The sequence below is a fragment of the Candidatus Paceibacterota bacterium genome (genome assembly GCA_035452965.1).
Classification (GTDB): domain Bacteria; phylum Verrucomicrobiota; class Verrucomicrobiia; order Limisphaerales; family UBA8199; genus UBA8199.
The window spans coordinates 458,132-483,707 of the sequence record DAOTCE010000001.1; the positions used below are offsets into that span (position 1 = coordinate 458,132).

The 25,576-nt window shown below is 63.6% G+C and carries 24 protein-coding genes; 8 read left to right on the forward strand and 16 right to left on the reverse strand.

All coding sequences use genetic code 11. The features are described from left to right. Positions 1-84: 84 nt before the first annotated feature. Entirely contained in the window at positions 85-864 is a 780-nt protein-coding gene (locus tag P5205_01685; GenBank protein HSA09057.1) for a hypothetical protein, read from the reverse strand. 365 nt (positions 865-1,229) lie between these two features. On the opposite strand from P5205_01685, the gene P5205_01690 reads away from it, so the two are divergent. Then, complete coding sequence (locus P5205_01690) at positions 1,230-2,414, forward strand: sialidase family protein (GenBank protein ID HSA09058.1); 1,185 nt, start codon at positions 1,230-1,232, stop codon at positions 2,412-2,414. A 25-nt stretch (positions 2,415-2,439) separates the two neighbouring features. On the opposite strand, the gene P5205_01695 is transcribed toward P5205_01690, so the two are convergent. The 6 genes from P5205_01695 to P5205_01720 all read right to left on the reverse strand — a co-directional run bounded on the left by P5205_01695 (position 2,440) and on the right by P5205_01720 (position 9,550). Next, positions 2,440-3,483, reverse strand: a complete 1,044-nt coding sequence (locus P5205_01695) for a hypothetical protein (GenBank protein HSA09059.1) — start codon at positions 3,481-3,483, stop codon at positions 2,440-2,442. 30 nt (positions 3,484-3,513) lie between these two features. Next, positions 3,514-4,350: a hypothetical protein gene (locus tag P5205_01700; protein ID HSA09060.1), complete on the reverse strand. Its 837-nt coding sequence runs from the start codon at positions 4,348-4,350 to the stop codon at positions 3,514-3,516. 187 nt (positions 4,351-4,537) lie between these two features. Next, positions 4,538-6,415, reverse strand: coding sequence for a TRAP transporter large permease subunit (locus P5205_01705; GenBank protein ID HSA09061.1), 1,878 nt, complete (start codon positions 6,413-6,415; stop codon positions 4,538-4,540). Positions 6,416-6,485: 70 nt separating this feature from the next. Continuing rightward, positions 6,486-7,517 carry a TRAP transporter substrate-binding protein DctP gene (dctP, locus tag P5205_01710; GenBank protein ID HSA09062.1) on the reverse strand — a complete coding sequence of 344 codons (1,032 nt, stop codon included), beginning with the start codon at positions 7,515-7,517 and terminating at the stop codon, positions 6,486-6,488. A gap of 105 nt (positions 7,518-7,622) precedes the next feature. Continuing rightward, on the reverse strand, positions 7,623-8,588 hold the full coding sequence (locus P5205_01715) for a TRAP transporter TatT component family protein (GenBank protein ID HSA09063.1): 966 nt from the start codon (positions 8,586-8,588) through the stop codon (positions 7,623-7,625). A gap of 305 nt (positions 8,589-8,893) precedes the next feature. Continuing rightward, on the reverse strand, positions 8,894-9,550 hold the full coding sequence (locus tag P5205_01720) for a PRC-barrel domain-containing protein (GenBank protein ID HSA09064.1): 657 nt from the start codon (positions 9,548-9,550) through the stop codon (positions 8,894-8,896). Between the two features lie 281 nt (positions 9,551-9,831). On the opposite strand from P5205_01720, the gene P5205_01725 reads away from it, so the two are divergent. Beyond that, a complete protein-coding gene (locus tag P5205_01725) occupies positions 9,832-10,323 on the forward strand; it encodes a transglutaminase domain-containing protein (GenBank protein HSA09065.1) in 492 nt (163 codons plus the stop codon). A 113-nt stretch (positions 10,324-10,436) separates the two neighbouring features. Then, on the forward strand, positions 10,437-11,552 hold the full coding sequence (locus tag P5205_01730) for an AI-2E family transporter (protein ID HSA09066.1): 1,116 nt from the start codon (positions 10,437-10,439) through the stop codon (positions 11,550-11,552). A gap of 22 nt (positions 11,553-11,574) precedes the next feature. Here P5205_01730 and P5205_01735 read toward each other — a convergent pair whose 3' ends face one another. Next, entirely contained in the window at positions 11,575-12,366 is a 792-nt protein-coding gene (locus P5205_01735) for a hypothetical protein (GenBank protein HSA09067.1), read from the reverse strand. A 103-nt stretch (positions 12,367-12,469) separates the two neighbouring features. Then, positions 12,470-13,519: a carbohydrate kinase family protein gene (locus P5205_01740; GenBank protein HSA09068.1), complete on the reverse strand. Its 1,050-nt coding sequence runs from the start codon at positions 13,517-13,519 to the stop codon at positions 12,470-12,472. Between the two features lie 198 nt (positions 13,520-13,717). Here P5205_01740 and ptsP point away from each other — a divergent pair, with 198 nt between their 5' ends. From ptsP to hypB, 4 genes are all read left to right on the forward strand, one after another. Then, entirely contained in the window at positions 13,718-15,493 is a 1,776-nt protein-coding gene (ptsP, locus tag P5205_01745; protein HSA09069.1) for a phosphoenolpyruvate--protein phosphotransferase, read from the forward strand. Next, positions 15,490-16,236 carry a nucleotidyltransferase family protein gene (locus tag P5205_01750; protein HSA09070.1) on the forward strand — a complete coding sequence of 249 codons (747 nt, stop codon included), beginning with the start codon at positions 15,490-15,492 and terminating at the stop codon, positions 16,234-16,236. Before ptsP ends, P5205_01750 begins: the two co-directional genes overlap by 4 nt. Before the next feature lie 754 nt (positions 16,237-16,990). Next, a complete protein-coding gene (gene hypA, locus P5205_01755) occupies positions 16,991-17,332 on the forward strand; it encodes a hydrogenase maturation nickel metallochaperone HypA (protein HSA09071.1) in 342 nt (113 codons plus the stop codon). Beyond that, the gene (gene hypB, locus P5205_01760; protein ID HSA09072.1) at positions 17,332-18,234 is read left to right on the forward strand and encodes a hydrogenase nickel incorporation protein HypB; all 903 of its coding nucleotides are present in this window, start codon (positions 17,332-17,334) and stop codon (positions 18,232-18,234) included. Before hypA ends, hypB begins: the two co-directional genes overlap by 1 nt. Before the next feature lie 138 nt (positions 18,235-18,372). Here hypB and argB read toward each other — a convergent pair whose 3' ends face one another. From argB to rplM, 7 genes are all read right to left on the reverse strand, one after another. After that, on the reverse strand, positions 18,373-19,248 hold the full coding sequence (argB, locus tag P5205_01765; GenBank protein ID HSA09073.1) for an acetylglutamate kinase: 876 nt from the start codon (positions 19,246-19,248) through the stop codon (positions 18,373-18,375). Positions 19,249-19,262: 14 nt separating this feature from the next. Next, the gene (locus P5205_01770) at positions 19,263-20,156 is read right to left on the reverse strand and encodes a hypothetical protein (GenBank protein HSA09074.1); all 894 of its coding nucleotides are present in this window, start codon (positions 20,154-20,156) and stop codon (positions 19,263-19,265) included. A gap of 94 nt (positions 20,157-20,250) precedes the next feature. Next, positions 20,251-21,576: a bifunctional glutamate N-acetyltransferase/amino-acid acetyltransferase ArgJ gene (gene argJ, locus P5205_01775; GenBank protein HSA09075.1), complete on the reverse strand. Its 1,326-nt coding sequence runs from the start codon at positions 21,574-21,576 to the stop codon at positions 20,251-20,253. A gap of 39 nt (positions 21,577-21,615) precedes the next feature. After that, positions 21,616-22,779, reverse strand: coding sequence for an acetylxylan esterase (locus P5205_01780; protein HSA09076.1), 1,164 nt, complete (start codon positions 22,777-22,779; stop codon positions 21,616-21,618). A 125-nt stretch (positions 22,780-22,904) separates the two neighbouring features. Then, positions 22,905-23,960 carry an N-acetyl-gamma-glutamyl-phosphate reductase gene (gene argC, locus P5205_01785; GenBank protein HSA09077.1) on the reverse strand — a complete coding sequence of 352 codons (1,056 nt, stop codon included), beginning with the start codon at positions 23,958-23,960 and terminating at the stop codon, positions 22,905-22,907. A 54-nt stretch (positions 23,961-24,014) separates the two neighbouring features. After that, positions 24,015-24,431, reverse strand: coding sequence for a 30S ribosomal protein S9 (gene rpsI / locus P5205_01790; protein ID HSA09078.1), 417 nt, complete (start codon positions 24,429-24,431; stop codon positions 24,015-24,017). A gap of 41 nt (positions 24,432-24,472) precedes the next feature. Beyond that, on the reverse strand, positions 24,473-24,907 hold the full coding sequence (gene rplM, locus P5205_01795; GenBank protein ID HSA09079.1) for a 50S ribosomal protein L13: 435 nt from the start codon (positions 24,905-24,907) through the stop codon (positions 24,473-24,475). 121 nt (positions 24,908-25,028) lie between these two features. Between rplM and lspA the strand changes: the two genes are divergently transcribed. Continuing rightward, positions 25,029-25,553 carry a signal peptidase II gene (lspA, locus tag P5205_01800; GenBank protein HSA09080.1) on the forward strand — a complete coding sequence of 175 codons (525 nt, stop codon included), beginning with the start codon at positions 25,029-25,031 and terminating at the stop codon, positions 25,551-25,553. Positions 25,554-25,576 lie beyond the last annotated feature (23 nt).

Sequence of the window (25,576 nt, forward strand, 5' to 3'; positions counted from 1 at the left end):
CAGACCCTCACCCCGGCCCTCTCCCCCTCGGAGGAGGAGAGGGTTCCCTTTAGGGCGGGTGAGGGGGAACAGCATGGAGACGGCTTAGCCCCTCGCGTGTGTCGGATCGGTGGTCGCCTTTGGCCGCAGCATGGCCCGTAGCTTTCGGGCGCCGGAGAAGCACGCGCCAGCATACGCAAATCTTCGGAGGGCCCACCCCCAGGCCAACGCGTAAGCGATGCCAGCAACGGCCCACAAGAGGTTCACATGTTCCGGGTCGGGGAGCAGGAAGATGGGCAGCAGTAACAGAGCGGCCGTCAGCAACGAGATGGGGAACCAGGTCGCGGATTGACGCCTGAACTTCGCCGCTCTGAGTTCGACCTCGCCTTGCACTTCGCCGCCGGACCTCGCCACATCGCCCAGCAGCCGGAGGAGCTTGTGGCGTTCGGATCGCGATTTGGGAAAGGTAACCGGTGTTTGCGGTGTCCTGACCGTGAGGTCATCCGCAAGCAGGAGCGCGTCAAGGTCAATGACCTCCCCAAGCCGGGCGAGCGGGACCTGGACCACTGGGTCGCCGGCATGGGTCCGCACTGCAATAGACTCATGATTCCAGGAAAGCATGTAGATGTGTCCCGGGTAACACTCACCCACTCTGGGGTCGTCCGGCTCAACCGGTGTGTCACGAGCCCAGGCAAGGATGGATCGGACAAAGCCGTTAAGCAGGATTGCCCAGAGCGTGACCGCGACAAGGGCCAGCACAATGAAGGAGAGTCGGCCGACCCAGTCATCACGTCGCGCAAATGGGATGGCGATTGCCGCCGCGACAAGCCCACCGCACATCAGCCAGAAGAGCCGGGGTGGAGGGGGGCAACGAGGCGCGGTCATCGGCTGCCATTGTGACGTGGGAACTTGAACTCAGGCAAGGCCACAACTGTAGGACGAATTAGCGTCGTGGCCGACTTTGGAGCGGCGGGCCGGACGGCGTCAAGCCCGGAGCGGGTGGTGGCGGGCGGCTGATGCCGCAGCCACGGCTTTCGGAGTGCGCCGGCAAAGCGCAGCGACCACGGCGCTTTGGGGTGGTGCGGCGGCGCTGGGGCAGGCGAACGATCAGGAAAAGCGGTGTCGTCGCTCCGCTCTGCCACCGCAGTCCAAGACGGACTCGAGGTTTGCGGGGGCGCTGGCGTTTCCGGCGTTGGGGACCGGACGGTTTTGGCTTGAGGCGGCGGGCGACTTGGCATGAACCTGCGTTCATGAAGATATTCTCCTGCCTGGTTGCCGGTGTGATCCTGGGAGTGGTTGCCGGTCTGGCACAGACGCCGCCGCGCGGATATTCCATACCCATCATTGATCTGTCGAAGGAGACGCAGCGGCAGGTGATCGTGGACCGGGAGGCGGGGCAGTATTTGGGGCACCCGACCACGGTGCTGCTGGAGGATGGAAAGACGATGCTGATTGTGTATCCCAAGGCGCACGGGCGCGGGGCGATTGTGTATAAGCGCAGCATGGACGGGGGCCTGACCTGGAGCGAGCGGTTGCCGGTGCCGAAGAGCTGGGTAACTTCGATGGAGGTGCCGACCATTTACCGGACGGTGGATGCCGCCGGCAAGAAGCGGCTGATCATGTTCTCGGGGCTCTACCCGATCCGGATGGCGGTGAGCGAGGATGACGGCGGGAACTGGAGTGAATTGAATCCAATCGGCAACTTTGGAGGCGTGGTGGCTATGGCTTCGTGCGTGCCATTGAAGACCGGGCCGGGCCACTACATGGCCCTGTTCCATGACGACGGGCGATTCCTGATAGGCGGCAACGAAGTGAAGCACCAAGCGAAGAGCCCCCACAGCGAATATAGCTCGCCCGCCGCCAAACCGTGGTGCTTCTTTGTGTACCAAACCCGCAGCACGGACGGCGGACTGACTTGGAGCGTGCCAATCCCCATCGCCATGCTGCCGGACGTGAAATTGTGCGAGCCGGGCGCGGTGCGGTCGCCGGACGGCAAGGAGATTGCCGTGCTGCTGCGCGAGAACCTGCGGAAGAAGAACAGCTATGTCATCTTCACCCGGGACGAGGGTCTGACGTGGACCCAGCCGCGCGAGCTGCCCGGGGCGCTGACCGGCGACCGGCACACCGCCAAGTACGCGCCCGACGGCCGGCTGTTCATCTCATTCCGCGACACCACGCTGGAGTCGCCGACCAGAAACGATTGGGTGGCGTGGGTGGGCAATTACGAGGACATCGTTAGGGGGACGGAGGGCCAGTATCGCGTGCGGCTGATGCACAACACCAAGGGGGCGGATTGCGCGTACCCCGGCGTGGAGGTGCTGCCGGACGGGACGATCGTGACGACGACCTACGGCCACTGGACAAAGGGCGAGCTGCCCTACATCGTCAGCGTGCGGCTGAAGCTGGAGGAGTTGGACGCCAAGGCGAGGCAGTAGGAGCCCGTGCTCGCGGGATGGATGGCTATTTGCCCGGGTCCCGGGGCAGGGCCTCGATGCGGAGCGTCCAGCGCTGCGCCGTGGACAGAAGCTGGAGGCCGCCGGGAATGGCAAACTGGAAGGTCTCCCAGGAGTGGAGCGGGTACCCGAGGATCACGCCGAGGTTCTCAACGATGTGCTCTGCGCTTCCGGCCTCGTTGCCTTCCGCGTCCGAGAGTTTGAGGGCCAGGCGCCAGCGGCTCTTCGGCCAGGAGACGACCCCAGCCAGCACGGACGCCTGGACCGAGTCGTTGGTCTTTTGCAGGGTTAGCGACTCGGCACGGAAGACCAGCGACTGCTCGGCCGTCGGCAGGTCGAGCGTGAGCGGCATGGCTTCGTCCCAACGGACGGGGTTGCCTTGCTCGGTCCAGGAGGTCTCGATGCTGATCTGGTAGAGCGCCCCCTTGGCCTTGGGACTCGAGGGAAAGGTGGCTGTGAGATTCTCGAGGTGGGGGATTCTCTCGATGGTGCCCGAGTTTTCGATGACCTGTTCCTGCTTGTGGTGAACGACGACAAAGGCGCCGAACCGGTCCACCCACTGCAACCGGATCTTCCACGCGGTTCTGGGATAGGAATCAACCTGCAGGTGCACTTTGGCGGCAGGGCCGTTGGAGGCGGGGACAAATTCGAGCCAGGGGTAGCGGCTGATGTGAGGGCGGGGCGCTGTCGGCGCTACCACAAGCTTCGAGAGTGGGGGGATACCCCGCACTCCAGACGCTTCGCGCACAGAGTTAACGTCTGTGGGGCGACGGGCGGTGGCGGCATTGGTGCCGCCCCGGGTGATACACAGGTCCCAGTCGAGCAGGATGGGGGTGTTGGTCTGGATGAAGCCTTCGGAGCCGTTGGCCTGATCCGACCGTCGGGAGGCCGGTTTGGCCAGCTTCAAGGCTTCGTCAAAGTTGGCGGCCACTAGCAGCTCACGCAGGCGGGCAGGGCTCGTTTCATTGGCAGGCGCGGCAGGGGCTGTTGCGGCTGCGGCGAGCACCAAGGCGGCAGCGGCTGGCGCGAAGAGGCAATGGAATGGTTTCACGCTAAAATGACACGCGACGGGCCCGGTTTCTTAGGGCTTTAATGGCTTTTCATCCGGCGGGGTATATTCCAGGTTGATGGCCATCCGGATGGTCTGACCGTCGGCGGCGACCTCGGGCGAGACTTGGATGGTGGTGCCGATCTGGCGCTGTGTGCCGTCAGGATTCGGGCGGTTTTCGCCAATGAACAGCCTCGCCGTTTCACCGTCCGAGGTGGCGATGCGTGGGCGGGAGAGGATGTGAGAGCTCTCGCCCGACGCGGCCAGATCGGTAAAGAACGCGACGTCAGTCCCCGTGAACACAGGTGGTTCTGCCGGTGACGGGCGGTCGAGCTTCTGCAGAAGCGTTTCGGGCACCTCGCCTTCCGGGATTTTGAGCAAACACATGGCGATGTTGACGCCTGTGACCCCGGAATCATTCTTGCCCAGGCTGGGTGTTGCCAGCAAGAAGGTGCGGAAGCCGGGCGCAGTGAGCCAGCCGCCGGTGGCAAAGCTCTCACCGTTGGCCACGTTGGCTGTGGCGGCAGCCACGAAGGGAGCCAGCCCGGCTGCCGGCTGGTCGCTGGCTGAGGATGCGCCGGCGCCCGCCGGGGCGGCAGCGGCGCCGCGCGCCTCATTGCGCAAGCGCGTGACTTCTCCCCGGAGGCGCAACAACTCCGTCCGCTGCTGCTGCGTCAGGGCGGTGTCTGTGGCAGGAGCCGGCTCCGCTTTCGCACTCGCGCGCGTGGCCGCTGCCTCCGTTAATTGGTTCCGCAGTTCTAAGTTCTCCGCGCGCAACCGATCCACCCGTTGCTGTTGAAGAAAGAGCACGAGCGCGAAGCCTGCCATCGCCAGTGCCGCCAGCACCACTCTCATTTGTGTCACTCTCATTTGCCAACAATTCATTGTACTACCAACACCGCCCAGGCAAGGAGGTTTTGCCGGCGCTCCCCAAAACCTTCGGAGCCACCCCGGGCTGGAGCTTCGTTTGCGACCTGAACGGCGGCTGCCCGCGGCCGCCTTCATCCAAGAACCCTTGAACAGCCCTTCTGGTCGTATCCCGGCCGACTCCTGCGCTTTACCTGAACAACCCTGGCAGGAAGGTGGTGAGGGGAGGGAAGTAGGTGATGAGCAGGACGCCGATGAGCAGGACCAGAAGCATGGGGAAGGTGGCGCGGATGACCTCGGGCATGGGCTTGTTGAAACGGTACGAGGAGAGCAACAAGTTCAGACCAACCGGCGGGCAAAGAAAGCCCAACTCCATATTGGCCAGGAAGATGATGCCCAGGTGGATGGGATCTATGCCGAATGCCACGCCCAGCGGCACCAGCAGGGGCACCACGACAATGATGGCCGCGTAAATCTCCACCAGCCCTCCCACAAAGAGCAGGATGATGTTCAGACCGAGCAGGAACAGCCACTTGGATTTAACCGCCGTGGTGGCCCACTCGACCAGCTTGTCCGGGAGCTGCGCGTCCACGAGGTAGTGGGTGAAGCCGAGCGCGACGCCCAGGATCAACAACACGCCGCCGACCAACAGGCCGCACTCGGTGATGACGCGCGGCAGGTCCCGGAATGGGCGCAGCTCACGATGAATGACGGTCGCGATGATGAGCGCGCTGGTGGCCGTCACCGCGGCCGCTTCCACGATCGTCGGCACAGTGAACAGCGAGACAATCGCAATGACGGGTATGAGCAGCTCCCACTTGGCGTCCCAGAGCGCGCCGCGGGCTTCGGACCAGCGGAAGGTCGGCCGGTCCATGGGTTCCCTGGATCCCTTCCGGATGCCCCACCAGGCGGTGATGATGACGAGCAGGACGCCGGGGCCGATGCCGCCGAGGAATATCTCCTTGAGGCTCAGGTTGGCGTGAGCGCTGGTGTTGGCGACGATGGCATAGAGAATCAGCGGCAGGCAGGGCGGGAAGAGCATGCCCAGCGACCCGGCGCCCGTAAGCAAGCCCAAGGCGTTGCGCTCGGAGTAGCGCGCGGCCATCAGCACCGGCATCAGCACGCCGCCCAGCGCGAGAATCGTCACGCCGGACGCGCCGGTGAATGAGGTGAAGAACGCGCAGACCAGCGCAGTGACGATGGCCGGGCCCCCGCGAAACTGCCCGACCAGCGCCTGGAACACGCGCACGAGCCGTTTAGAAGCGCCACTTTCGGCGAGGAAATAGCCCGCCAGCGTGAAGATGGGGATGCTGGGCAGCAGGTCGTTGGTGGTGAGGCTGTAATGCTTGAGCGGGACGGCTTGGATGGGCAGCTCGTTGCCCCAGAACAGGATCAACGCCGCGCCGCCCAGGGCAGTGAACACGGGCGCGCCCAGCAACGTCGCTATCCCGAGCGCGATCAGGGCGGGAACTTCCACCTGGGCCGGTGAGATCGGCGACCAGATCGCCACGGCTGCCAGCGCCGCCGCCAGCGACAAGGCAAGGCCGCGTCCGAGCCAGGTCCCCGTCGCGTGCCAAATCAAGCGCAGCGTAACCAGGCCGAAGCCCAGCGGCAGGATCAGCTGAACGACCCAGACCGGGACGCCATACACGAGAATTTTGCCCAGCGGCTTCACCGCCAGCACATACTGAATGCTGGCGACGCACAGGAAGCCGCAAATCGCCGCGGCAAAGCCACTGCTGAAGATCTGCGCCGCCGCGCGCGCCCGGCCGCTGAGCAAGGTCTGCACAGGCGAGAGCGCCAACAGGCGCCGTTCCCGCGCCGCGACCGCGCCGCCGAGCATCCCGACAATCAGCGTCAGGTGCTGGACGATTGCGCTGGAACCCGAGACGCCAGTGTTGAACAAGTGGCGCAGGAGGATCTCGACGACCGGCAGCAAGAGCATGACCGCCAGCGCGATCACGAGGAGCAGGTTCTCACTCAGGCAAGCAACACGCCGCAGGCCCGTGCGCTGCGCCGGATCGGGCGCGCCAGGCAGTTCCGAACCAGGGAGGGCGATGGTGCTCACCACGTCCTTTCAACCTGGTCCCAAGGCGCCCTCGCCGAGCGCACCCGGCCTCCACGCGGCTTCGAGCCCTTCATTTACTTGCCGTTCCGGCGCGACGCTGCTTCAGCAGGCGCTGAGCCTCGTCGAACGTGTCTGCCGGCACAATCTTGCCGGGGATTTGGTCCTTCACCTTGTCGATGGCATCCAGCCATTTGGCCTCCGCTTCCGGCGTCATTGGGTGGACGACCAGTCCGCGCTTGACCATGGCAGCCACGGCAGCGTCGTTTTCCGCCCGACCGGCGGTCTTGATCTGCTGGCCGGTTTCGTCGGCGATCTTGAGCATGGCGTCGCGAGCGGCGGCCGGCACCCGGTTCCAACTTCTCTTCGTCACGACCGCGGCGCCCACAAGCGGCCCCCAGTTGATTTCGAGCATGTGCCTGGCCTGCGTGTCCAACTGCGCCGCCAGGGCGAAGATAGGAACGGTGGGCACCGCGCTGATGGTGCCCGATAACAGCCCCTGGGCGATGCCGGAAGTTTCCAGCTCCACCGGGCTGAAACCGCTGGCTTTCCACAGGTCAAACTGGTTGGCATTGCCCGCCCAGGAGAAAACCTTCAACTTGCGCAGGTCATCGGGATACACCACGGGCGACTTCGAGAAGAAGCGCACCCAGCCTGAGTCGCTCCAGAACAGCACGAGGTAGCCCTTGGCGGACAACTTTGCTTCGAGCTTCGGGCGCAGCTTTTCGTTGAGGTAATCCACCTCCTCCAGGTTGCGGAAAGCCATGGGCATGATCTGCAACGCCGTGGCGTCCTTGTCAATTTGCGACAGACCTTCGGCGGTGATCATGGCGGCGTCCAGGTTGCCGGTCTGCATCAGGCCCACCATATCCGCTTCGCTTCCCTGCGTGCCGCCGGGGAAGATCACCAGTTGCACGGCGCCGTCCGAGGCTTTGCGCCATTTCTCGCCCATGGACTGGAGGCTCTTGTGGTAAGAGGTGCCGGCCGGGGCAATCGTGCCAAGTTTCAGGCGGGTGGTCTTCCCAGCCGCGTGGAGGTTGGGGGCACCCAGCGCCAGGCTCAGGGCTACCCAGACGGTGACCCGGATCAAAGCACGGAGGGACACAAATGGGCACAGTGGTTCGGAACGGTGGGGCGCCTGGCGCGATAGTTGAGAGGCGGCTCTATTGGGGGTGTTATTGGACCTGGGTATATCTGTGTTCATCGGTAGTTACTTCTCCTGGGGGCCGGATTGCTGCTCCCCTGCAGGACTGGCGTTGAGGAAGAGCTGGTCGGTGCGGGACAGCAGCCATTTGGCGCGGCGCTGCATCACGAGGTTAGCCAGGCGCCACTCGGGCCTGGCGTCCGGGTTGATGGCCAGCGCCTGACGCAGCAGGGACTCAAACTGTTTCAGGTCCTGTTGCTGCACGCAGACCGCCTCGGCGAAGGAGACCATGGGGCTTGCCTGCTGGCCGCCGCTGAGCGTCAGCGCCCGTTCGAAATGCTGTCGCGAGCGGGCGGCGGGATCCCCCGTCCCTCCGGTACGGCTCATCTCGTAGGTGATGAAGTAGCCATGGATGGCGCCATGGTCGAACGCCTCGTCCAACGCCAGCGCCCGATCCATCATCGCCTCCACCAGCGGCAGGTCGGCGATCAGATCAGGATTGTCCTTCGAAAGGGAGACGGCCGCCGCCCAGGACAGGCTGGTCCAGTACAGCAAGGCCACGTCTCCCTTCGTCGCCGCGCCCGCTGCCTTCCTGGCGTCGGCCCGAAGGGCCTGCTCGAAGCCCTTGTGCCGGACTTCCAGGCCGCGCAGACCATAGTTACGGGCGCGCAGATACAGGCGCCGGGCGCGCGCGCGCATTTCTTCGGCAGCGGTGAAATCCTCGTCCTCAGCCTCATCGGCGTCCTGCTGCACAAAGGCGTAGGCATATTCGGTGAACCCGCTGCAGGCGGCCAGCAGCAACCCCTCGTGACGCGGATTCTCGTTCAGCAGGCTTTCCATCAGCTTGAGACTGAAAGGAACTGCGGCCTTCACCAACTCGGGGTCGTCGTCGGAGGCGAACGTGGCGCCCCCGCCCGTGAGGGCGTCGCCCACCTTGTTGACCGCCATTCGCTTGATCGAGCAGCCACTGCCCAGCACCACAAGGGCCAGCGTCGTCAGGCACAAGAGCTTGGTAATCGCGCGTGCGGACATGTCTATAAGTTTCTACACGAACTTATGCCAGTCCGAGCGCCGCCTGCCAATCGCGAAAACGGGGCAGGCGCCTGTGGCAATGGCGCAGTCCGGCTGGTTGAACGCCGCCGGAGCGTGTGAGGGTTCACCTTGTTCGATCAGCCCGCGCCAGATGAGCGCACGCCCCACCTCGCCCGCCGCTCTGCCGACTTGCAGCCGGCAGAAGCTACGGCGGGTATTCCGCGAGGGGGGGCCGGCATTCCGGCCTGGAATGCCGTGGATGGTTATCGCGTTTTCGGACTTGCGTCCGGTCCCGGCTAACGGTCTTAATCGGGTTCTTCGCCCCGATCCATTTCAGAATCGGGCTCCGACTTCGTGCCCGGGCTTGCCTTTATGTCCAATGCCTTAGCGGGTTGGCTGGGGAGGGCGGACTTCCCGGTTTGGGCTTGCCAGAACGGTTCAGCGCCCCAGCTTGGATTGTGCACACTGGGCCAGTTGTTCGCGTCGAAGCCAGTTGCCGCCTCGACCCTCTCCTTGTCGGCATTGAGGATCAGATGACTGTGGTCGGAACTGGCCGTCAGTGCGGTCAATGGCACCGCCAGCAATTTCCCACCCATGCCCAGCAGTCCCTTGGACGCGGTGTTGATGACCGCGTAGGAGACTTGTTCATTCTTCCAGTCAATCACCAGGTCTTTGATGTGCCCAAGGCGCTCATCCTTCTGGTTGCGCACATCCATGCCGAGAATGCCGCTGGCCTTGTTGCACTGGGTTGGCGCGCCCTCGGCGCGGACTGGGTGAGAACTCTGGGCCGACATATCCCCAGACCGCGTCTGCTGATCGCTGGCTTGGGAATCGGAACACTCCTTCTGAGAGGGTGAAGCCTTGGCACTATCTGCCTCGCCCACCGCTTTGGCGCCAAGGACCAAAGTCAGGCAGGCTGCGGCAGCCAGCCATGGCATCATGTTTCTGCTTCGTATCTTCATACTGCTTGCCTTTCTCTTAGGTTCACGTTTCGTGTTCTTGCTCTCAGGTTCCCTCTTGACCTGCAGGTAACCTCCGCCTGGTCCGTGGCGGCTGCAAGTGATATTTTAGATAAGTGAATATGCTTCATTAGCATACCAGATGCCATTTGGCGTTGACTTCGGTGCTCCGATCTGATTATGATGGTTCCTGTTAGACAGATACCGCAGTGCCCATCGTCTCGTTTCAGCGATTCAGCCGGCCCGGTCCAACACGACCTTGGACGGGTTTACCCAGGCGTTTCGTGTCGTTGCTCGGCAGTCTGGCATTCCTCGGCTGCCTGCTGTCGGCCGGATGGGCGAGGGCGGTGACCCTTGCGGAATTGCGGGCCGACCCCAAGCTGACGCCGGAGCGGCTGATAGCATACTTCGCCGACTTCAAGTTTGAGGCGAACCGGCAGGTCCGCCAACCCGAGGCGTTTCTGGCCAGCCGTTCCGGCGATTGCGACGACTTCGCCACGCTGGCCGCCGATCTGTTGCGCGAGAAAGGCTACTCCCCCCGGCTGGTGGCGGTCTACATGCCGAACGAGGTGCACGTCGTCTGTTATGTCGCCGAGACGCAGAGCTACCTTGACTACAATCGGCGCCGGCAACCCTCTCCGCTGGTGCGGTGCGATGGGGACCTGGGCGTGATTGCTGCCCGGGTCGCCGAGTCGTTCCGCACGTCCTGGCGTTCGGTGTCCGAGTTTACGTTCACCAAGGGTGTCAGGCGCTTCGTCACGACGGTCTTCCACTGATTAGGCTGTGCATCGTCTCGGCGATGCACTATTCTCTGCAAAGGGGCCACGGGAATGGCGCGATGCCGGGCGGGGCAGCCTGGCGGTTCGGCCGATCCGTTGGACCTACGCCTATGAACAAACTGCGCTCGAAGTTGGAACAGAACCTTGGTTGGGCTGTCCTCCTGGCCTTGGCTGTCGGCTGCCTGGTCGTGCTGCGCCCATTTGCTTCGGCCTTGCTCTGGGCGGTGGTGCTCTGTTTTTCAACCTGGCCGCTTCACCACCGGTTGCTCCAGTTGCTCGGCAATCGGCGGACGCTGGCCGCCTCCCTGATGACCCTGGGCATGGTGCTGGTGCTCCTGGTGCCCTTTGTGATCGTAGGCACGACGCTCGCCAGTAATCTCAAGGAACTTACCGCGGCAACGCGCAGTTGGGTTGGCAGCGGGCCGCCCGCCCCGCCTGAGTGGCTGGCCAAGGTGCCTGTTGTTGGAGAACGGGCCACCGAGTATTGGCAGAGCCTGGCACAAGACACGGCTAAGCTCTGGTCGGAGGCGCAGCGCTTCATCGAGCCGGTGACTGCCCGTGTGCTCAAGACCGGGCTGGCGCTGGGAAGGGGTCTGCTGGCGGGTCTGCTCGAACTGGCCTTGAGCATCTTCATCGCTTTCTTCCTGTTCCGCGACGGAGTATCGGTCGGGCAGCGCTTGACCGCCTCGGTTCAACGCATCGGGGGCGAGCGGGGCCAACATTTGCTCGGCGTGGCGGGCAAGACGGTCCGCGGCGTGGTCTATGGCATTCTCGGGACCTCCCTGGCGCAAGCCACTGTGGCGGGGATCGGGTACCTCATTGCCGGCCTGCCCGGCGCCGCCTTGCTGGCGCTGCTGACCTTCTTCGTCTCCGTCGTGCCCGTCGTAGGCACCGCGCTTGTCTGGGGGCCGGCGGCTCTCTGGCTCTTTAACCAGGGCTCCACCGGCTGGGCCATCTTCATGGTAATCTGGGGTCTGGTCGTCGCCAACCTCGACAACTTCGTCAAGCCCTGGCTCATCAGCCAGGGGAGCAGCATGCCGTTCGTTTTGATCTTTTTCGGCGTCCTGGGCGGAGCGATTGCCTTCGGGCTCATCGGGGTCTTCCTTGGACCCACCCTGCTGGCGGTCAGCTACCGCCTGGTGGAGGAGTGGTCTGCCAAACCGCTCGCCGCGGCGGGAGAGAGCGGCGAAACCGGCAACAAGCAGCCCCCCGCCGGAGGGAGCTGACACCGCCACCTGAGCGCCAACGCTACAGCGCGTGGTCTTTGGCGTTGACGTCCAGGTGGGCGAAACAGTGGTCGCCGTTAAGGAACTCGATGCGGTTTTTCCGGTAGCGGAGCTTGATCTTGCCTTTGCCATCCAGCTCGACGCACGCGCCTTCATTCAGCCGGATGTTGTTGTTGTGCAGGTTTAGCCCCGTCTGGAAAGCGCCGGGCAGGTCAATGCCGGTTGCGCCTTTGCCGGGGAGGTGGATGGCGGTCTGGAAGTGATTGGCGCCGTCGTGGATTTGAATGCCGTATTGCATGGGCACGGGGCCGCCGACGGCCTGGATGTTGAGCCCGGCGATCACTGTCTGCTCGGCGCCGGGGTAATCATTGCTCATCTCGATATTGACTCCCAAAGCCACGCCCCGGCCATGGTTGAAGACCTCGGAATGCAGGCCAGTGGACCAGCCCGGGCCGTGCTTGTGCAGGCGGGAGCAGACAACGCAGGCGTCGCCCGTCTCGTGGTGCGTTTCCAGGCTGGCATACAGCGTCCAGGGATACGAGTGCTTGCCCTTTTCCTGGTGGATGAGCGACAGCACTTCATGGGTCATGGCTCGGCCGTTGTTCTCGTCGCCGCGCTCGAACAGGAGCATGGTGTCGAGGGGTTGGCCGGGGGGCTGCCCCAGCCGCATGCGAGTGGTGACCGGATCACCGCTGGAGGTGACGGCGGCGGCGGTGGTTTTGCGAAGACCGAGCAGCCCGGCGACAAGGGAGATTAGCCCGGTCAGCAGAAACTTGCGGCGTCCGCCCGAAGAATGCGTAGCATTTGCGCTCATGAGCGCATAGGATTACCGCTTGCGCACGGCATGAGGCAATACCCATCACGCGGCGTCGAATTGGGCTGCCGCACCTGCCCCCAGGCGTGCTTTGCCGGACAGCCTAGTCGGTCCCGTTCAAGGGCTCGCCGAAGCCGAGCTTGCGGGCGAGGGCCAGCGAGGAGTTGAGCGATTTGACGCCCGCGGTGCACGTGGCATCCGCCAGCGAGGCTGCGGCAATGCACACCCCCGTCAGCAGGCACCGCTGCAGTTCCCATCCTTCATGCAGCCCGTATAACACGCCAGCGCAGAAGGCATCGCCCGCCCCGGCCGTGCCGGCGATGTACTTCGGGGGCAGTTTGAGCGACGGCTGCCAGAAGTCCTCCCCCTTGCGCGTGCGGGCAAATGCCCCTTCCGGGAAATGGACCACCACCAGTTCGCGGACCCCCTGCTGGAGCAGCGCCCCGGCCGCATGTCGCAATGCTACCGTGTCCAACGGGCCGCCCGGCGGCCGGATCTTGAATCCGGTCGTCTTGCCCGCCTCGATCTCATTGAGGATGCAATAATCCACGTGCTTCAGCGCCGGGTTGACGATGCGAGCGAACCGGTCGCTGTCTTCGCTGACCACGTCCACGCTGGTCTTGACTCCGGCCGCCTGTGCGCGGGCCAGCAGGCGCGCGGCCTTGGTGCCGAACCGCGGGTCCGGCTGGTCCAGCGCGTCGAGCAGCAACAGATACCCCAGGTGAAAGATGCGGACGTTGATTTTCTTGAAATCCAGGTCGTCGCCGCGCCAGAGCGCGTTTGCCCCGCGCGCATGGAAGAACGTCCGCCGTCCGTGGCCCACTTCGGTCATCACATCGGTGTAGGATGTGGGCGCTTTGGGGGTGGTTCGCAGGTGTTGCACATCAATCTTGTGGCGGCGGCAGTCATCCAGGATGTGTTGGCCCAGGGCATCCTGGCCGACGAGGCCCGCCGCGGAGAGCGGGAAAGGAGGGCCGGACTTGGCGAGATCAATCAGGACATTGTAGGGAGCGCCTCCAGTGCCCTCGGATTGGCTGCGGATATTCGCGAGCTGCTCCGGCTGCGGATACACATCAATCATCTTGACCTGATCTATGATCCAGTTGCCCGCGGCGAGCAGGCCGGAACGGACCTTTGCGCTGTTCTTCTTCATGTCGGTAAGGCTATAGCCTATGCCGCAGCGAAGGAAAAGCCAAGCGCCGATAGCATGCGATTACGGCCGGCGGGCTTGCGCTCGGGCGCATCCCCCCGCAGTCTTCCTGGGGAGGCCATTAAGGTCAAGGCGCGCGCGCGGTTGCCCGGTGGTAAAGAAATTCTTTCCAACCCAGGTTGCGTCGAGTAGTTATTATCCATGCCAGCGCCCCTTACCAAGGGAGAGAAGACCTTCCAGGGCATTCCGGTTTCCACCGGTGTATGCCGCGGGAAGATCGTTCTGCTGCGCGGCACGCGGCCGCACGTCGCGCAAGTGTGGGTGGCGGAGGAAGATGTTCCCGAGGAAATCAATCGCCTGGAGAAGGCCCTGGCTCAGACCCGGCAGCAGATCCTGGACATCCAGCGCAAGGTGAGCGCAGCCATGGGCGCCGAGGAGGGCAGCATTTTTGAGGCGCATCTGCTCGTGCTGGAGGATCGCACAGTCCTCGACGAAGTGGTCCGCCTCATCCGGGAGCAGAAGGTCAACGCCGAACATGCCTTCTACTCCGTCGCCGAACGCTACGCCGCCACCCTCTCCGCCATTGAAGACGAATACCTGCGGGAACGCGCCAGCGACATGCGGGACGTCACCACCCGCGTTCTGAACAACCTGCTGGGCCTGGAGGAGGAAGCCGACCTGCGCCATTTCAAGGAGCCGTGCATTGTCATCGGCCACGACCTGACGCCTTCGAACACCGCGCAGATGGACAAGCGCAATGTGCTCGGCTTTGCCACCGATGTGGGCAGCAAAACCTCCCATACCGCCATCATGGCGCGCTCGCTCCGCATCCCGGCCATCGTCGGGCTGAAGGATGTCAGCGAGCAACTGACCACAGGCCAGTATGCCCTGCTGGATGGCCACAATGGCATCCTCATCGTCAATCCCACGGACCAGACTCTGTTCGAGTACGGCCAGCTCATCCTGAAGCAGGCCACCTGGCAGCAACGGCTGCGCGACCTCCTCTCCGAACCCGCCGTCACCCTGGATGGCCATCGCATCCTGCTCAACGCCAACATCGAGCAAGCTGCCGACGCCGAGCAGGTCAAGGCCAATGGCGCCGAAGGCGTCGGCCTGTTCCGCACCGAGTATCTCTTCCTCAACCGCGACCGCCTGCCGGGCGAAGAACAGCAATACGAAGCTTATCGCGCCGCCGCCGCCGCCCTCAAGCCGCTGCCGGTGGTGATCCGCACTCTGGACCTGGGCGGGGATAAGTTCCTGGCCCACATGCAAATGCCCACCGAGCTGAATCCGTTCCTGGGCTGGCGCGCCATCCGCATCTCTTTGCAGGAGCGCGACATCTTCCGCGCCCAGCTCCGCGCTATTCTCCGCGCCAGCGCCGAAGGCAACCTGCGGGTGATGTACCCCATGATTTCCAGCCTCGACGAACTAAAACAGGCCAATGCCCTGCTCGAGGAATACAAAGCTGAGCTGCGCCAGGAGAAGGTTCCCTTCGACGAGAACCTCCAGGTCGGCGCCATGATCGAAACTCCCTCGGCCGCCATCGTTGCTGACTCCCTCGCCAAGCGCGTCAGCTTCTTCAGCATCGGCACCAACGATCTGATCCAGTACTCGCTGGCCGTGGACCGCATGAATGAGCGGATCGCTCACCTTTACGAGCCGACTCATCCCGCCATCGTGCGGCTCATCAAGACCACCGCGGACGCCGCCCATCGCCACAAGGTGCGTGTCAGCGTCTGCGGCGAGATGGCCGGCGATCCGGTGCTGGTGCCTCTGTTGCTCGGCCTGGGAGTGGATGAACTGAGCGCCGCGCCCTCGCTGGTGCCGCCGATTAAGTTCCTTATCCGCCGCCTGAAGCTGAGCGAAGCGCGCGACCTGGCCGCTTTCGCTCTCGTTTGCGAGTCCGCGGAGGAAATCCTGGCGCGTTGCCAGGATCTGGCCCGCCAGATTGCCCCAAGCCTTTTCGAGAGCCAATGAAAGTAGTTATTCTCGCCGCCGGGTACGCCACCCGGCTTTACCCCCTCACGCTTACCCAGCCGAAACCGCTCCTGCCGGTCGCGGGCAAGCCGATGATTGACTACGTGCTGGACAACCTCGCCCCCATCGGAGGCCTCGACCGCATCTACGTCGTCACGAATGCCAAGTTCACCAGCCACTTCCAGCAGTGGGCCGGCGATTACCGCGAGCGCAAGGCCAAGCTCGACTTCACTATCGTCAACGACGGTTCCACCGACGACACCAACAAGCTCGGCGCCATTGGTGACATCCACTTCGTCCTCCAGAGCCAGAATGTCACCGACGACATCATCGTCGTCGCGGGCGACAACCTCTTCAGCACACCGCTGCAGGATTTCGGCCGGCTCTGCCGCGAGAAGGGCGCCCCGGTCCTGGCGGTCTATGACGTCGGCGATCTGGAGCAGATCAAGAAATACAACTCCATCACCCTCGACGGCGACGGCCGCATCACCTTCTTCGAGGAGAAGCCGAATCACCCCACCAGCACCCTGACCGGTATCGCCCTCTACTACTACCCCAAAGCCACGCTGCCGCTCATCCGACAATACGTTGCCGAGGGCAACAATCCCGATCAACCGGGCCGGCTGATTCAGTGGCTCTACCCGCGCCTGCCCGTTTACACCTGGAAAGTCCCTGGCCTCTGGTTCGACATCGGCTCCAGGGAAACCCTCGAGGAAGCCAACCGCATCTTCGCCCGGATGTAAGCCAATTCTCTCGCTCCCGCTGCCGAGCTCCAATTGGGAATCGGTCCCACCCCGCCAGAACCGGGCACGTTGCCTCACCCGAACCCGCCCCTCATGCACAAGTGTTCGTTACACGGCGAGCACCCCCGTCCGCGCTTTGCCGCCGGCTTGCCATCTTCTTGCCAATGGGGAATCTGGCTACTCATCTGATACCTGCTTTTACCAACCTTTTCGAGTCCCTCGGCGCCCGGAAACCATTACCATCCAATCACGAATCTCCAGGAATTGCCCCATGCGGCTTTCCCCCGCACAGCCCGCATGGCCCCATCGACTGCCAATCCGTGCACTGTCCAAAATTTGGACAGTAATGCTGCCGGCCTGCCTCCTCCAACCCCCGCTGACTCCGCCTCCCTTGGCTGGGTGATACGGTGCCAATATGGAGATGCTACGGTGTGGTTCCCATGGGGGTCGGGCCCCATGGGAACCACACCGTAGCATAACCGCACTGACAAGCGATCAACCAGCCATCCACAAGCCAACGCGCGCTTGCGGAGACGCTTGCCCGGATGTGGCGCGTGGCGCCCGGGCTGAGGGGTGCGTTAAGCCTGACCATCAATTGGCAGGGACACCGCGCCGAGGCGTCTGTTTCCGCGCCAACACGAACCTTTCGGCCAAACGACCCCACCCAACCAGGGAGCTTGATGCAGCTTTGGCCCGCGCTGCCGAATTCGTTTGTCAGGGCGGCGGAGGCCCAATAACTTGGATAGTCGAGCCCATGCACGAATTGTCCATTATGCAAAGTGCGCTGAGCCTCGCGCTGGACCAGGCGCGCCAGGCGGGCGCCAACCGTGTGCATACCATTCGTCTGCGCATCGGAGCGCTCAGCGGCGTGGTGCCGGACGCGCTGGAGTTTGCGTTCGAAGCCCTGGCCCCGGGGACCCCGGCCGAAGGCGCGCAACTGGCTATCGAGCATGTGCCCGCGCGGTTTTGGTGCGAGACCTGCACGCGCGAGTTCCCGTCCGAGAATATGTTGCCCGAGTGCCCGAACTGCCACTGCCTGAGCGGAGAACTTCGCGCCGGCCGGGAAATGGAGCTGGCCTCTCTGGAGATTGACTAATGTGTAAAGACTGCGGATGCGGCTTGCCCGGAGATAAGCCGGCGGGCATAAGTGCTCATCACCACGAACACGCTCATGAACACGGCCACGGCCATGACCATGAACACAAGCACGAACACGGGCCCGGACACCACCACGGCCACGACCATCCGCACCCGCATACTCATCCCCATTCCCATACCCATCCGCACGACCATCCGGACCAGGAACACCAGCCTGCGGCCGAGGGTGAAGCTCGCCGGACCGTCGAGGTGCGCCGGGCGATACTCGACCAGAACGACCGCCTCGCCGAGCGCAACCGGGGCTACTTTCGAGCGCGCGGTCTGCTGGTGTTGAACGTGCTTTCCTCGCCCGGTTCTGGCAAAACCACCTTCATCCGGGAGAGCGTGCGCAAGTTGGGACCGGACCTCAAGGCGGGTGTCATCGTGGGCGACCTGGCGACCGACAACGACGCGCAGCGCCTGCGCGAGTCGGGTGCGCCGGTAGTGCAGATCACGACCGGCACCGTCTGCCACCTCGAAGCCGAAATGGTCACCCGCGCCGTCAAACGCCTCGACCTGACCGGCCGCAACCTGCTCATTATCGAGAACGTCGGCAACCTGGTCTGCCCGGCTTCCTACGACTTGGGCGAGGACCTGCGCGTTGTGCTCCTGTCCGTGACTGAGGGGGAAGACAAGCCCTTGAAGTACCCGCCGATGTTCCAGTCGGCAGACGTGGTAATCATCAGCAAGGTGGACCTGGCAGCGGCGTGCGACTACAACCGCGATGCGGCATTGGCGAACATCCGGCGCGTCGCCCCCAAGGCCCGGGTCTTCGAGACCTCCGCCAAAACCGGCCAGGGCCTGGACGCCTGGCGCGAATTCCTGCTCCAGCGGCAGCAAGAGGTCAAATCAGACGAATAGGCTGAGTGCCGTGCGGCAGGGCTTTTACCACGCCCTGCTCGCGTGGTCAGCGCTGCCTGAGCGGTCTCCAACGCCGGAATTCCTGCGGTTTTCTCCAGTCAGCCGCGGGTTCATCCGCTTGCGCGGGGTGCCATCGGCTCAGGGAACGACTTCGGTGCCGACGCCTTCATCGGTGAAGATCTCCAGCAGGACGGCGTGGGGAACACGGCCATCCACGAAGGAGACTTTTTCCACGCCCGCATGGATGGCGGCCACGGCACTGTCCACTTTGGGGATCATCCCCTTGTCAACGACGCCGCTCCGCTTCAACCCCTCCACCTCGCTGATCTTGAGGCGGGAGATGACACTGTCTGGCTTGTTAGGGTTCCGCAGGAGGCCCGGCACGTCGCTCATAAAGACCAGCCGCCGGGCTTTGAGGGCAATCGCCGCCTGCGCGGCGGCGACATCGGCATTGCAGTTGTAGAGCTTGCCGTCCTCGCCGCGGGCGGTCGGACTGATGACCGGGGTGACGCCTTTGGCGATGCATTCGAGCAGCGGCGCGGTGTTCACGCCGATCACCTCGCCGACGTAGCCGAGGTCGAGGGCCTGGCCATCCTGGCCTGTCACCCGGGCCTTGCGGCACCGGAAGATATCCGGACCGGCGAAGCCTTTGGCAAAGCCGCCCAGGGAGCCGATGGCGGCAACCACTTCAGGGTTGATCTCCCGGGAGAGCACCTGGTCGGCAATCCGGACCGTGGCCTCATCCGTGACGCGCTGGCCCTGGAGGAACGCGGCCTTGAGGCCGGCCTTTTCCATGGCGCGGGTGATCGCTTTGCCGCCCCCGTGGACAACCACCGGGTTTATCTCGACCGCCTCCAGAAACACCATGTCGCGCGCAACGCCGTTGCGAACCGCCGGGTCCGGCGAGTCCATGAAGCTGCCGCCGTACTTGATGACGAAGGTAGCACCGTTGAATCGCTGGATATAAGGCAGCGCCTCCAGCAACGTGTCGGCCTTGGCAATGAGGTTTTGCATGTGAATAGATCCCTTTACGGGCTTTGCCGCAAATACGCGGCGCAGAGGCTTTCAATTGTTTCCCCGGACAGATTTGTTCCTATGACCAACCGTGCCCGCGCCCGGGCGGTCTCGCCCGTCTTCAAATCTCTGCCAAAGAGCGAGAGATACATCGAGCGATGGCCTTCCGTCTCAAAGGGGGTGAGGACGGCAAAGCAATCCCGGGGCGGTGACATCAGCAAAGCCTGCAGTTCGTTCGCCGGGCAACGACGTACGCCGAGCGGTTTGACCAGGTAAGGCCGGATAACCCAGTCAACCGGGCTGGGCGGGAACTTCCAGCGTCCGTCCTGGATGGTAGACACGGCCTCATCGTCGCGCGGGAAAGCCTGCCAAATGCCGATGCTCTTGTCCGCCCGAATGAGGCACGCCTGGCCGTTGGAGCGCGCATAGACGCAAGAGTTCGTAAAACCTCCGGAGAAGTAGGAACCCAGGAAGGACTCAAACTTCGCGAGATTCGTCCTGGCCTGCACGATCGTTTCCAGATCCAAGGTGTCCGGGGCCGCCCACCGGTAGTTCGCGCGCAGTTCGAAAGGACGGTCCTCGGCGGAAGTCCAGCACACCTCCACGCTGCCGTCCGGGCGCAGCCTCGCGTCGCTGGGCCAATCCCAAGCGGCGTTACCGTAGCGCTGGTTGGCGCTGAAAACGCGGTAATGGCCAAGCAACCCCATGCTCGAGTCCAGAATCAGGCCCGTTGGCAGGTGCACGACCGAGGACAGACCGGTGGACTTGCCCCCCGCCCGCAGCTTGCCTTTCAACACGCCCGTATTGAATTCGAGTTCTTTGGCGCCTGCGGCGGTGAAGGCCAAACTGCCCCCCGCCGATGCGCCTCCTGCCGGCTGAACAACCAGCATGCAGGCTGTCGCAAGCATAGCCGCCAACATTGTGGAAAACGTGGTTCTCATTTGTCTGCCTGCCTGTCGCGCTGGCTCACAACCTGTAGATTGTGGGCCAAAGCGGCTGTTCTCAGCCGCCGAGCGAGCCAGGATCGCTCACATCGCCTTTGTTGAAGTCCACGTACTCTTCGGTCAGGTCAGCCGCATAGATGACGGCGCCAGCGCGGCCGAGATTGAGATGGACATGGAGATCAAACTCCCTTGGCGCCACGGCGGCGCAAAGGGCCTTAAAGGTGGCTGCCGTCGGTTGGCCGCGTTTGAGACTCCAGAGAATCCTGCGGCTGCCGGGCGCGCTGTAGCCGATGTCCACTTTGTTCTCAACAACAGTCGCCGGGCTGTAACCCAGCGCCGCAATGATCCGGCCCCAGTTCGGATCGCCGCCGTGCCAGCTGGTCTTCACGAGCGGACTGTTCGCCACGGCTCGCGCGGCAGCATCGGCATCCGCGAAGGATTTCGCGCCGTTGACCCGCACGGTGACGAATCGCGACACGCCCTCGCCGTCCCGCACGATCATCTTGGCCAGTTCGAGGCAAACGTGACTCAAGGCCGCCTGGAAGAGGGCAAAGGCTGCCGTTCCAGGCCGGAACTTCCGGTTGCCCGCGAGGCCATTCGCCAGCAAAAGGACTGTGTCGTTAGTGCTCATGTCCCCGTCCACGGTGATACGATTGAAGCTTTTGGCGACGGCCTCGCGCAGCGCCGATTGCAGGACCGATTCCTCGACCGCGGCATCGGTGGTGATGAAACAGAGCATCGTGGCATGGAGCGGCACAGCCCCGGGCCGCTTGCCGGTGGTGCTCATGCCCGGCTGAATCATGCCGGCGCCTTTGCAGATGCCGCCCAGGCGGACAGGCTTGCCTCCCAGCATGATTTCCACCGCAACCTGTTTTGGCCGTGTATCGCTGGTCATGATGGCTTCGGCGATCCGGGCAGCGTGCCCCGCGGTGGAACCGAGCGTGACGGCGGCTTCGACGATGCCGGCACGGACATTGTCCATGGGCATGGTGACCCCGATGCGGCCAGTGGAGCCGACCAGCACCGAGCCCGGCGGCAAGGCGAGCGATTGCTCGGTGAAGCGCGCCATCGCGCGCGCGTCTTCCAAACCTTGCCTGCCGGTGCAAGCGTTGGCATTGCCGGAGTTGACGACGACCGCCTGAGCCCGGCCCTTCTTCACGCGTTCAAGGCAGACCTTGACCGGCGCGGCGCAAGCCTGATTGGTGGTAAACATCCCGGCCACAGCGGCGGGGACTTCGGACACAATCAGGCCGAGGTCGCGCTTCTTGCCTTTGTCGGAGCCTTTGCCGGTGCCAAGGCGTTTGATGTCGCAGAAGACGCCCGAGGCGCGGAAGCCACGCGGGGCCACGATGGAGCCTGAGACTGCAGTTAATTTCGCATTCATTCTACCAGTAGAGAGTTGTTGCGCGCCGGAGATGATCGCTCACTTCCGCCATTGGCGGTCGGCGTAGTTCATAAACACGGTCCAATCGTCGGCCGTCATGGAATGCTTGCCCTCGCGCACATAAAAGCCGAGGCGGCTGTCCACGAGGTGGTGCAGCGGCGGGAATTCCCGGGCGGCCAATCCCTCGCTGCCGAGGAACTGATAAACCGGGCTGGCGGCCTGGAGCACTTGAAACTGGCCGGCCGGATTGGCCCATTGGTCCTCCTCCGCCGCCGAGAACAGGACCGGACGCGGGGCGCACAGAGCCACGAGGCAATGCTGGTCGAATGGCAACCGCTCCGGGGCGTTGTTGAACTGCTTGAACCACGCGTTGAACCAGTGCGGGAACCGGTCGTTAATGGCCTTCACTGACTCGCCAGTCATTCCCCGGCTCGGCGCCGAGCCGCCGCAGCCGGCCTGATGCGGGTACGCGATTGCGATACGCTCGTCGAACGCTGCCGCCAACAAGGCGGTCTTGCCGTTGCGTGAGTGGCCCACGGTCGCGATGCGGCGCGGATCCAGGCTGCGCTCAGTGACCAGGTGGTCCACGCAGCGGTGGAAACCCCACGCCCATGCGGCGATAGTCCCCCGGTGGGCTGGATTGTTCCTGGCCTTATCGCCGCCGGCCAGCCACGCGTAGATGCCGTCACTGACCTCCTTGCGATCGGGGTCCACGTCGGCGCTGTGAAACGCGGCCAGGGCGTAGCCGCGCCGAACGATCTCCGCGAGGGGCCAATTGGTGGCCTGCGATCCGCGGGAGGCCTCGGTGGCGGCGTTGTTCTTGCATTCCTTGCACGAATTGCCCATCCACCCGCGGGCCAGCGGCACGCGTGGATCGAACGTCAAGGCGTGGTTGCCACAGAAGTCCATGGCGAGAAACACTGGCACGCGACCGCGGCGTGCATTGGGCACGACCAGCATCAGGTCTATCCGCGGCGCGGTGGCGGGGCCCGTTTCCAACGTCAACAGCTTGAGCGTCGCTTTCCCACCCAGGAAATCGCCGTATTCGCCCAGAACCTTGCTGCGCGTGCGCGCCGGATTCGGGGGAATTGCGCCGTACATGTAGTGCTGGAACAGAGCCTGCAATTCGGGCCGGCGTTCCTTGAACCATTGGTTGCGGGAACTCACGCTTCGCCCGTCGAACATCAGGAGGGGGTCGGGCAAGTCACGTTGCGCCGGTAGTGCGGAGGGGTCGGGAAAAGATGGTCGGCTTGAGGACGCGGCGCCAACCGCGGACACGATGCCAGACAGCGCGACAGCCAAAGCTGAAATAGCGCGAGCGGCAGCAATCATATCAAACCCGCCGTCTCCGGGAATCCGCACATCAAGTTCATGCTCTGGATGGCCTGGCCGCTGGCCCCTTTGACCAGATTGTCCTCGGCGCTCATCACGATAAGCCGTCCGGTGCGCGGGTCGTGGCGCCAGGCGATTTCAATGACGTTGGTGCCGGCAACGTGCTTCGTGTCGGGCAGGGCCTTGCCCTCCAGCAACCGCACAAACGGCTCTTTGGCGTAGGCGGTTTGATAGCAGGCTCCCACCTGGTCAAGGATCGAGGATTGAGAATCACGCGCCGGGTCGGCCGGTGTCAGATACAGAGTGGTGAGGATGCCGCGATTCACGGGAATCAAATGCGGCGTAAACTGGATGACCACCGGAGTGCCGGCGGCAGCCGAGATCTCCTGTTCGATCTCGGAAAGATGCCGGTGTTTGGGAATCCCGTAAGGCCGCACGCTTTCGTTGCATTCGACGAACAGGTAATCAAGCTCCGCCTTTCGGCCCGCGCCGCTGACGCCACTCAGTGAGTCGGCGATGATGCCAGTGGGCTCGACCAGGCCCGCCTTCAGCAGAGGCACCGTCGGCAGCAGGATGCTGGTTGGGTAACAGCCGGGTGAGGCCACCAGCGAGGCTTTCCTGATCTGGTCGCGATAGACTTCCGGCAAGCCGTAAACCGCCTGGGTGAGCAATGCCGGCGCCGGGTGGTCGTGCGCATAGAAGTCCTTGTAGACTGCGGCGTCCCTGACGCGGAAATCCGCACTCAGATCAATAACCTGGCAGCCAAGCTGGAGCAGGGGGACGGCGAATTCCGCGGCGACACCGTGAGGCAGGGCCAGGAAAACAACCTGCGCCTGTTTGGCGAGCAATTCGGCCTTGGGCTCGCTGAAGCGAAGCGTCCTGGCTCGTGGATGGTGAGCGAACCTCGGGAAGATCTGCGCCAGCGTTTGCCCGGCGTATTGGCGCGAGGTGACAGCGGCCAGTTCCGCGTGCGGGTGCGAAAGGAGCAGGCGGACGAGTTCTTCGCCGGAGTAACCCGACGCACCCACAATAGCTACTTGTTTGGCATTCATCAAAAAAAAGCCCCGCCGGATTGAACCAGCGGGGCGGGAAAATATCCAGCGCGATTAACGCTTGCTATACTGGAAGCGTTTGCGCGCCCCCGGCTGGCCGTACTTCTTGCGCTCCTTCTTGCGCGAGTCCCGGGTGAGCAGGCCCTCGGCCTTCAGGATCGGCCGCAGGTTGGCGTCCACCGTGAGCAACGCCCGCGCGAGGCCGTGTCGGACTGCCCCGGCCTGGCCGTTGGGACCGCCGCCCTGGACGGTGACTTGAGCGTCGAACTTGTCCGCCGAACCGGTCACCGTCAGCGGCTGGGCGGCAAGCACCCGTTGGGACTCGAGTGCAAAGTAATTCTCGAACGGCCGGCCATTGATCACGATCTTGCCGGTGCCGGCGGCCAGGCGCACGCGCGCCAGCGCGGTCTTCCGTCGGCCGGTGCCGAGGTGCAGCGGAATCTTGCCTTCAGGTAGTTTTATGTCGGACATGCCAGGGGAGCGTTAAGGGTGGATATCGGGATGGGTCAGCTTTACTTCGCGAGAGCCAGCGGTTGGGGCTGCTGGGCGGCATGCGGATGCTCCGCGCCTTTATACACTTTCAACTTGGTCATCAGCACCCGGCCAAGCCGGTTTTTGGGAACCATGCCCCGCACCGCGTGGGTGATGAGCCTTTCGGGCTGCCGCGCCCGGACCTGGGCGACCGACCGGTATTTATCCCCGCTCTTCCAGCCCGAGTAGCTCATGTATTTCTTGTCGGTCTCCTTCTTGCCCGTAAGGAGCACTTTTTCGGCGTTGATGACCACGACGAAATCGCCGGCATCAAGGTGCGGTGTATAGACAGGTTTGTTCTTCCCCCGCAACACGTCGGCCACTTGCACCGCCAGGCGGCCCAGGACGGCGCCGCTGGCGTCAATCACATGCCACTTGCGTTGGTCCAAATTCACTTTCGGTAAATGAGTCTTCATCTCAAAAGCTGATCAAAAGAGGGGTGAAGTTAGCAAATCGAGCGCCCAAGTCAACAGGCATTTCGCTTGTTTTCCATTGTCTTTTACGGGGCATCCGGTTAAATCGGGACTCAACACTGGAATGAATCCATTGAATGCGCTGCTCCGGACGCCAAACCGCCGCATAGCGATGATTGCTTTGCTGGTGATCGCTTTCGACCAGTTTACCAAGCAGCTTGTCCTCCGTTTTCTCGGCTACGCGCAGGAGAAGGTCGTAATCGAGGGCTTCTTCAAGTTCGTGCACTGGGGAAATACCGGCGCGGCGTGGAGCCTGCTGAGCGGCAACAACGAATTGCTGGCCGGCGTGGCGGTCGTCGCCCTTTTGGCCTTGTTCCTCAGCCGCCATCATTTCGACTCGCGCACGCTGCTTAGCCAGGTCGCCTTCGGGTTTATCTTCGGCGGCATCGTCGGCAACCTCATTGACCGGCTGTGGGCGGGTCATGTAATTGACTTCATCTATTTTTATGTCCAGCAGCCGAGCGGGCGAGAAGTCGGATTCCCCGCCTTTAATGTGGCTGACAGCGCGATCTGCACCGGCGTGGGGCTGGTCTTCCTCATTACCTGGAGCAGCGACCGCAAGTCCAAGACCGCCAGCCCGTCGGAGTGATCGGACCGGCAAGCCCCGACCTC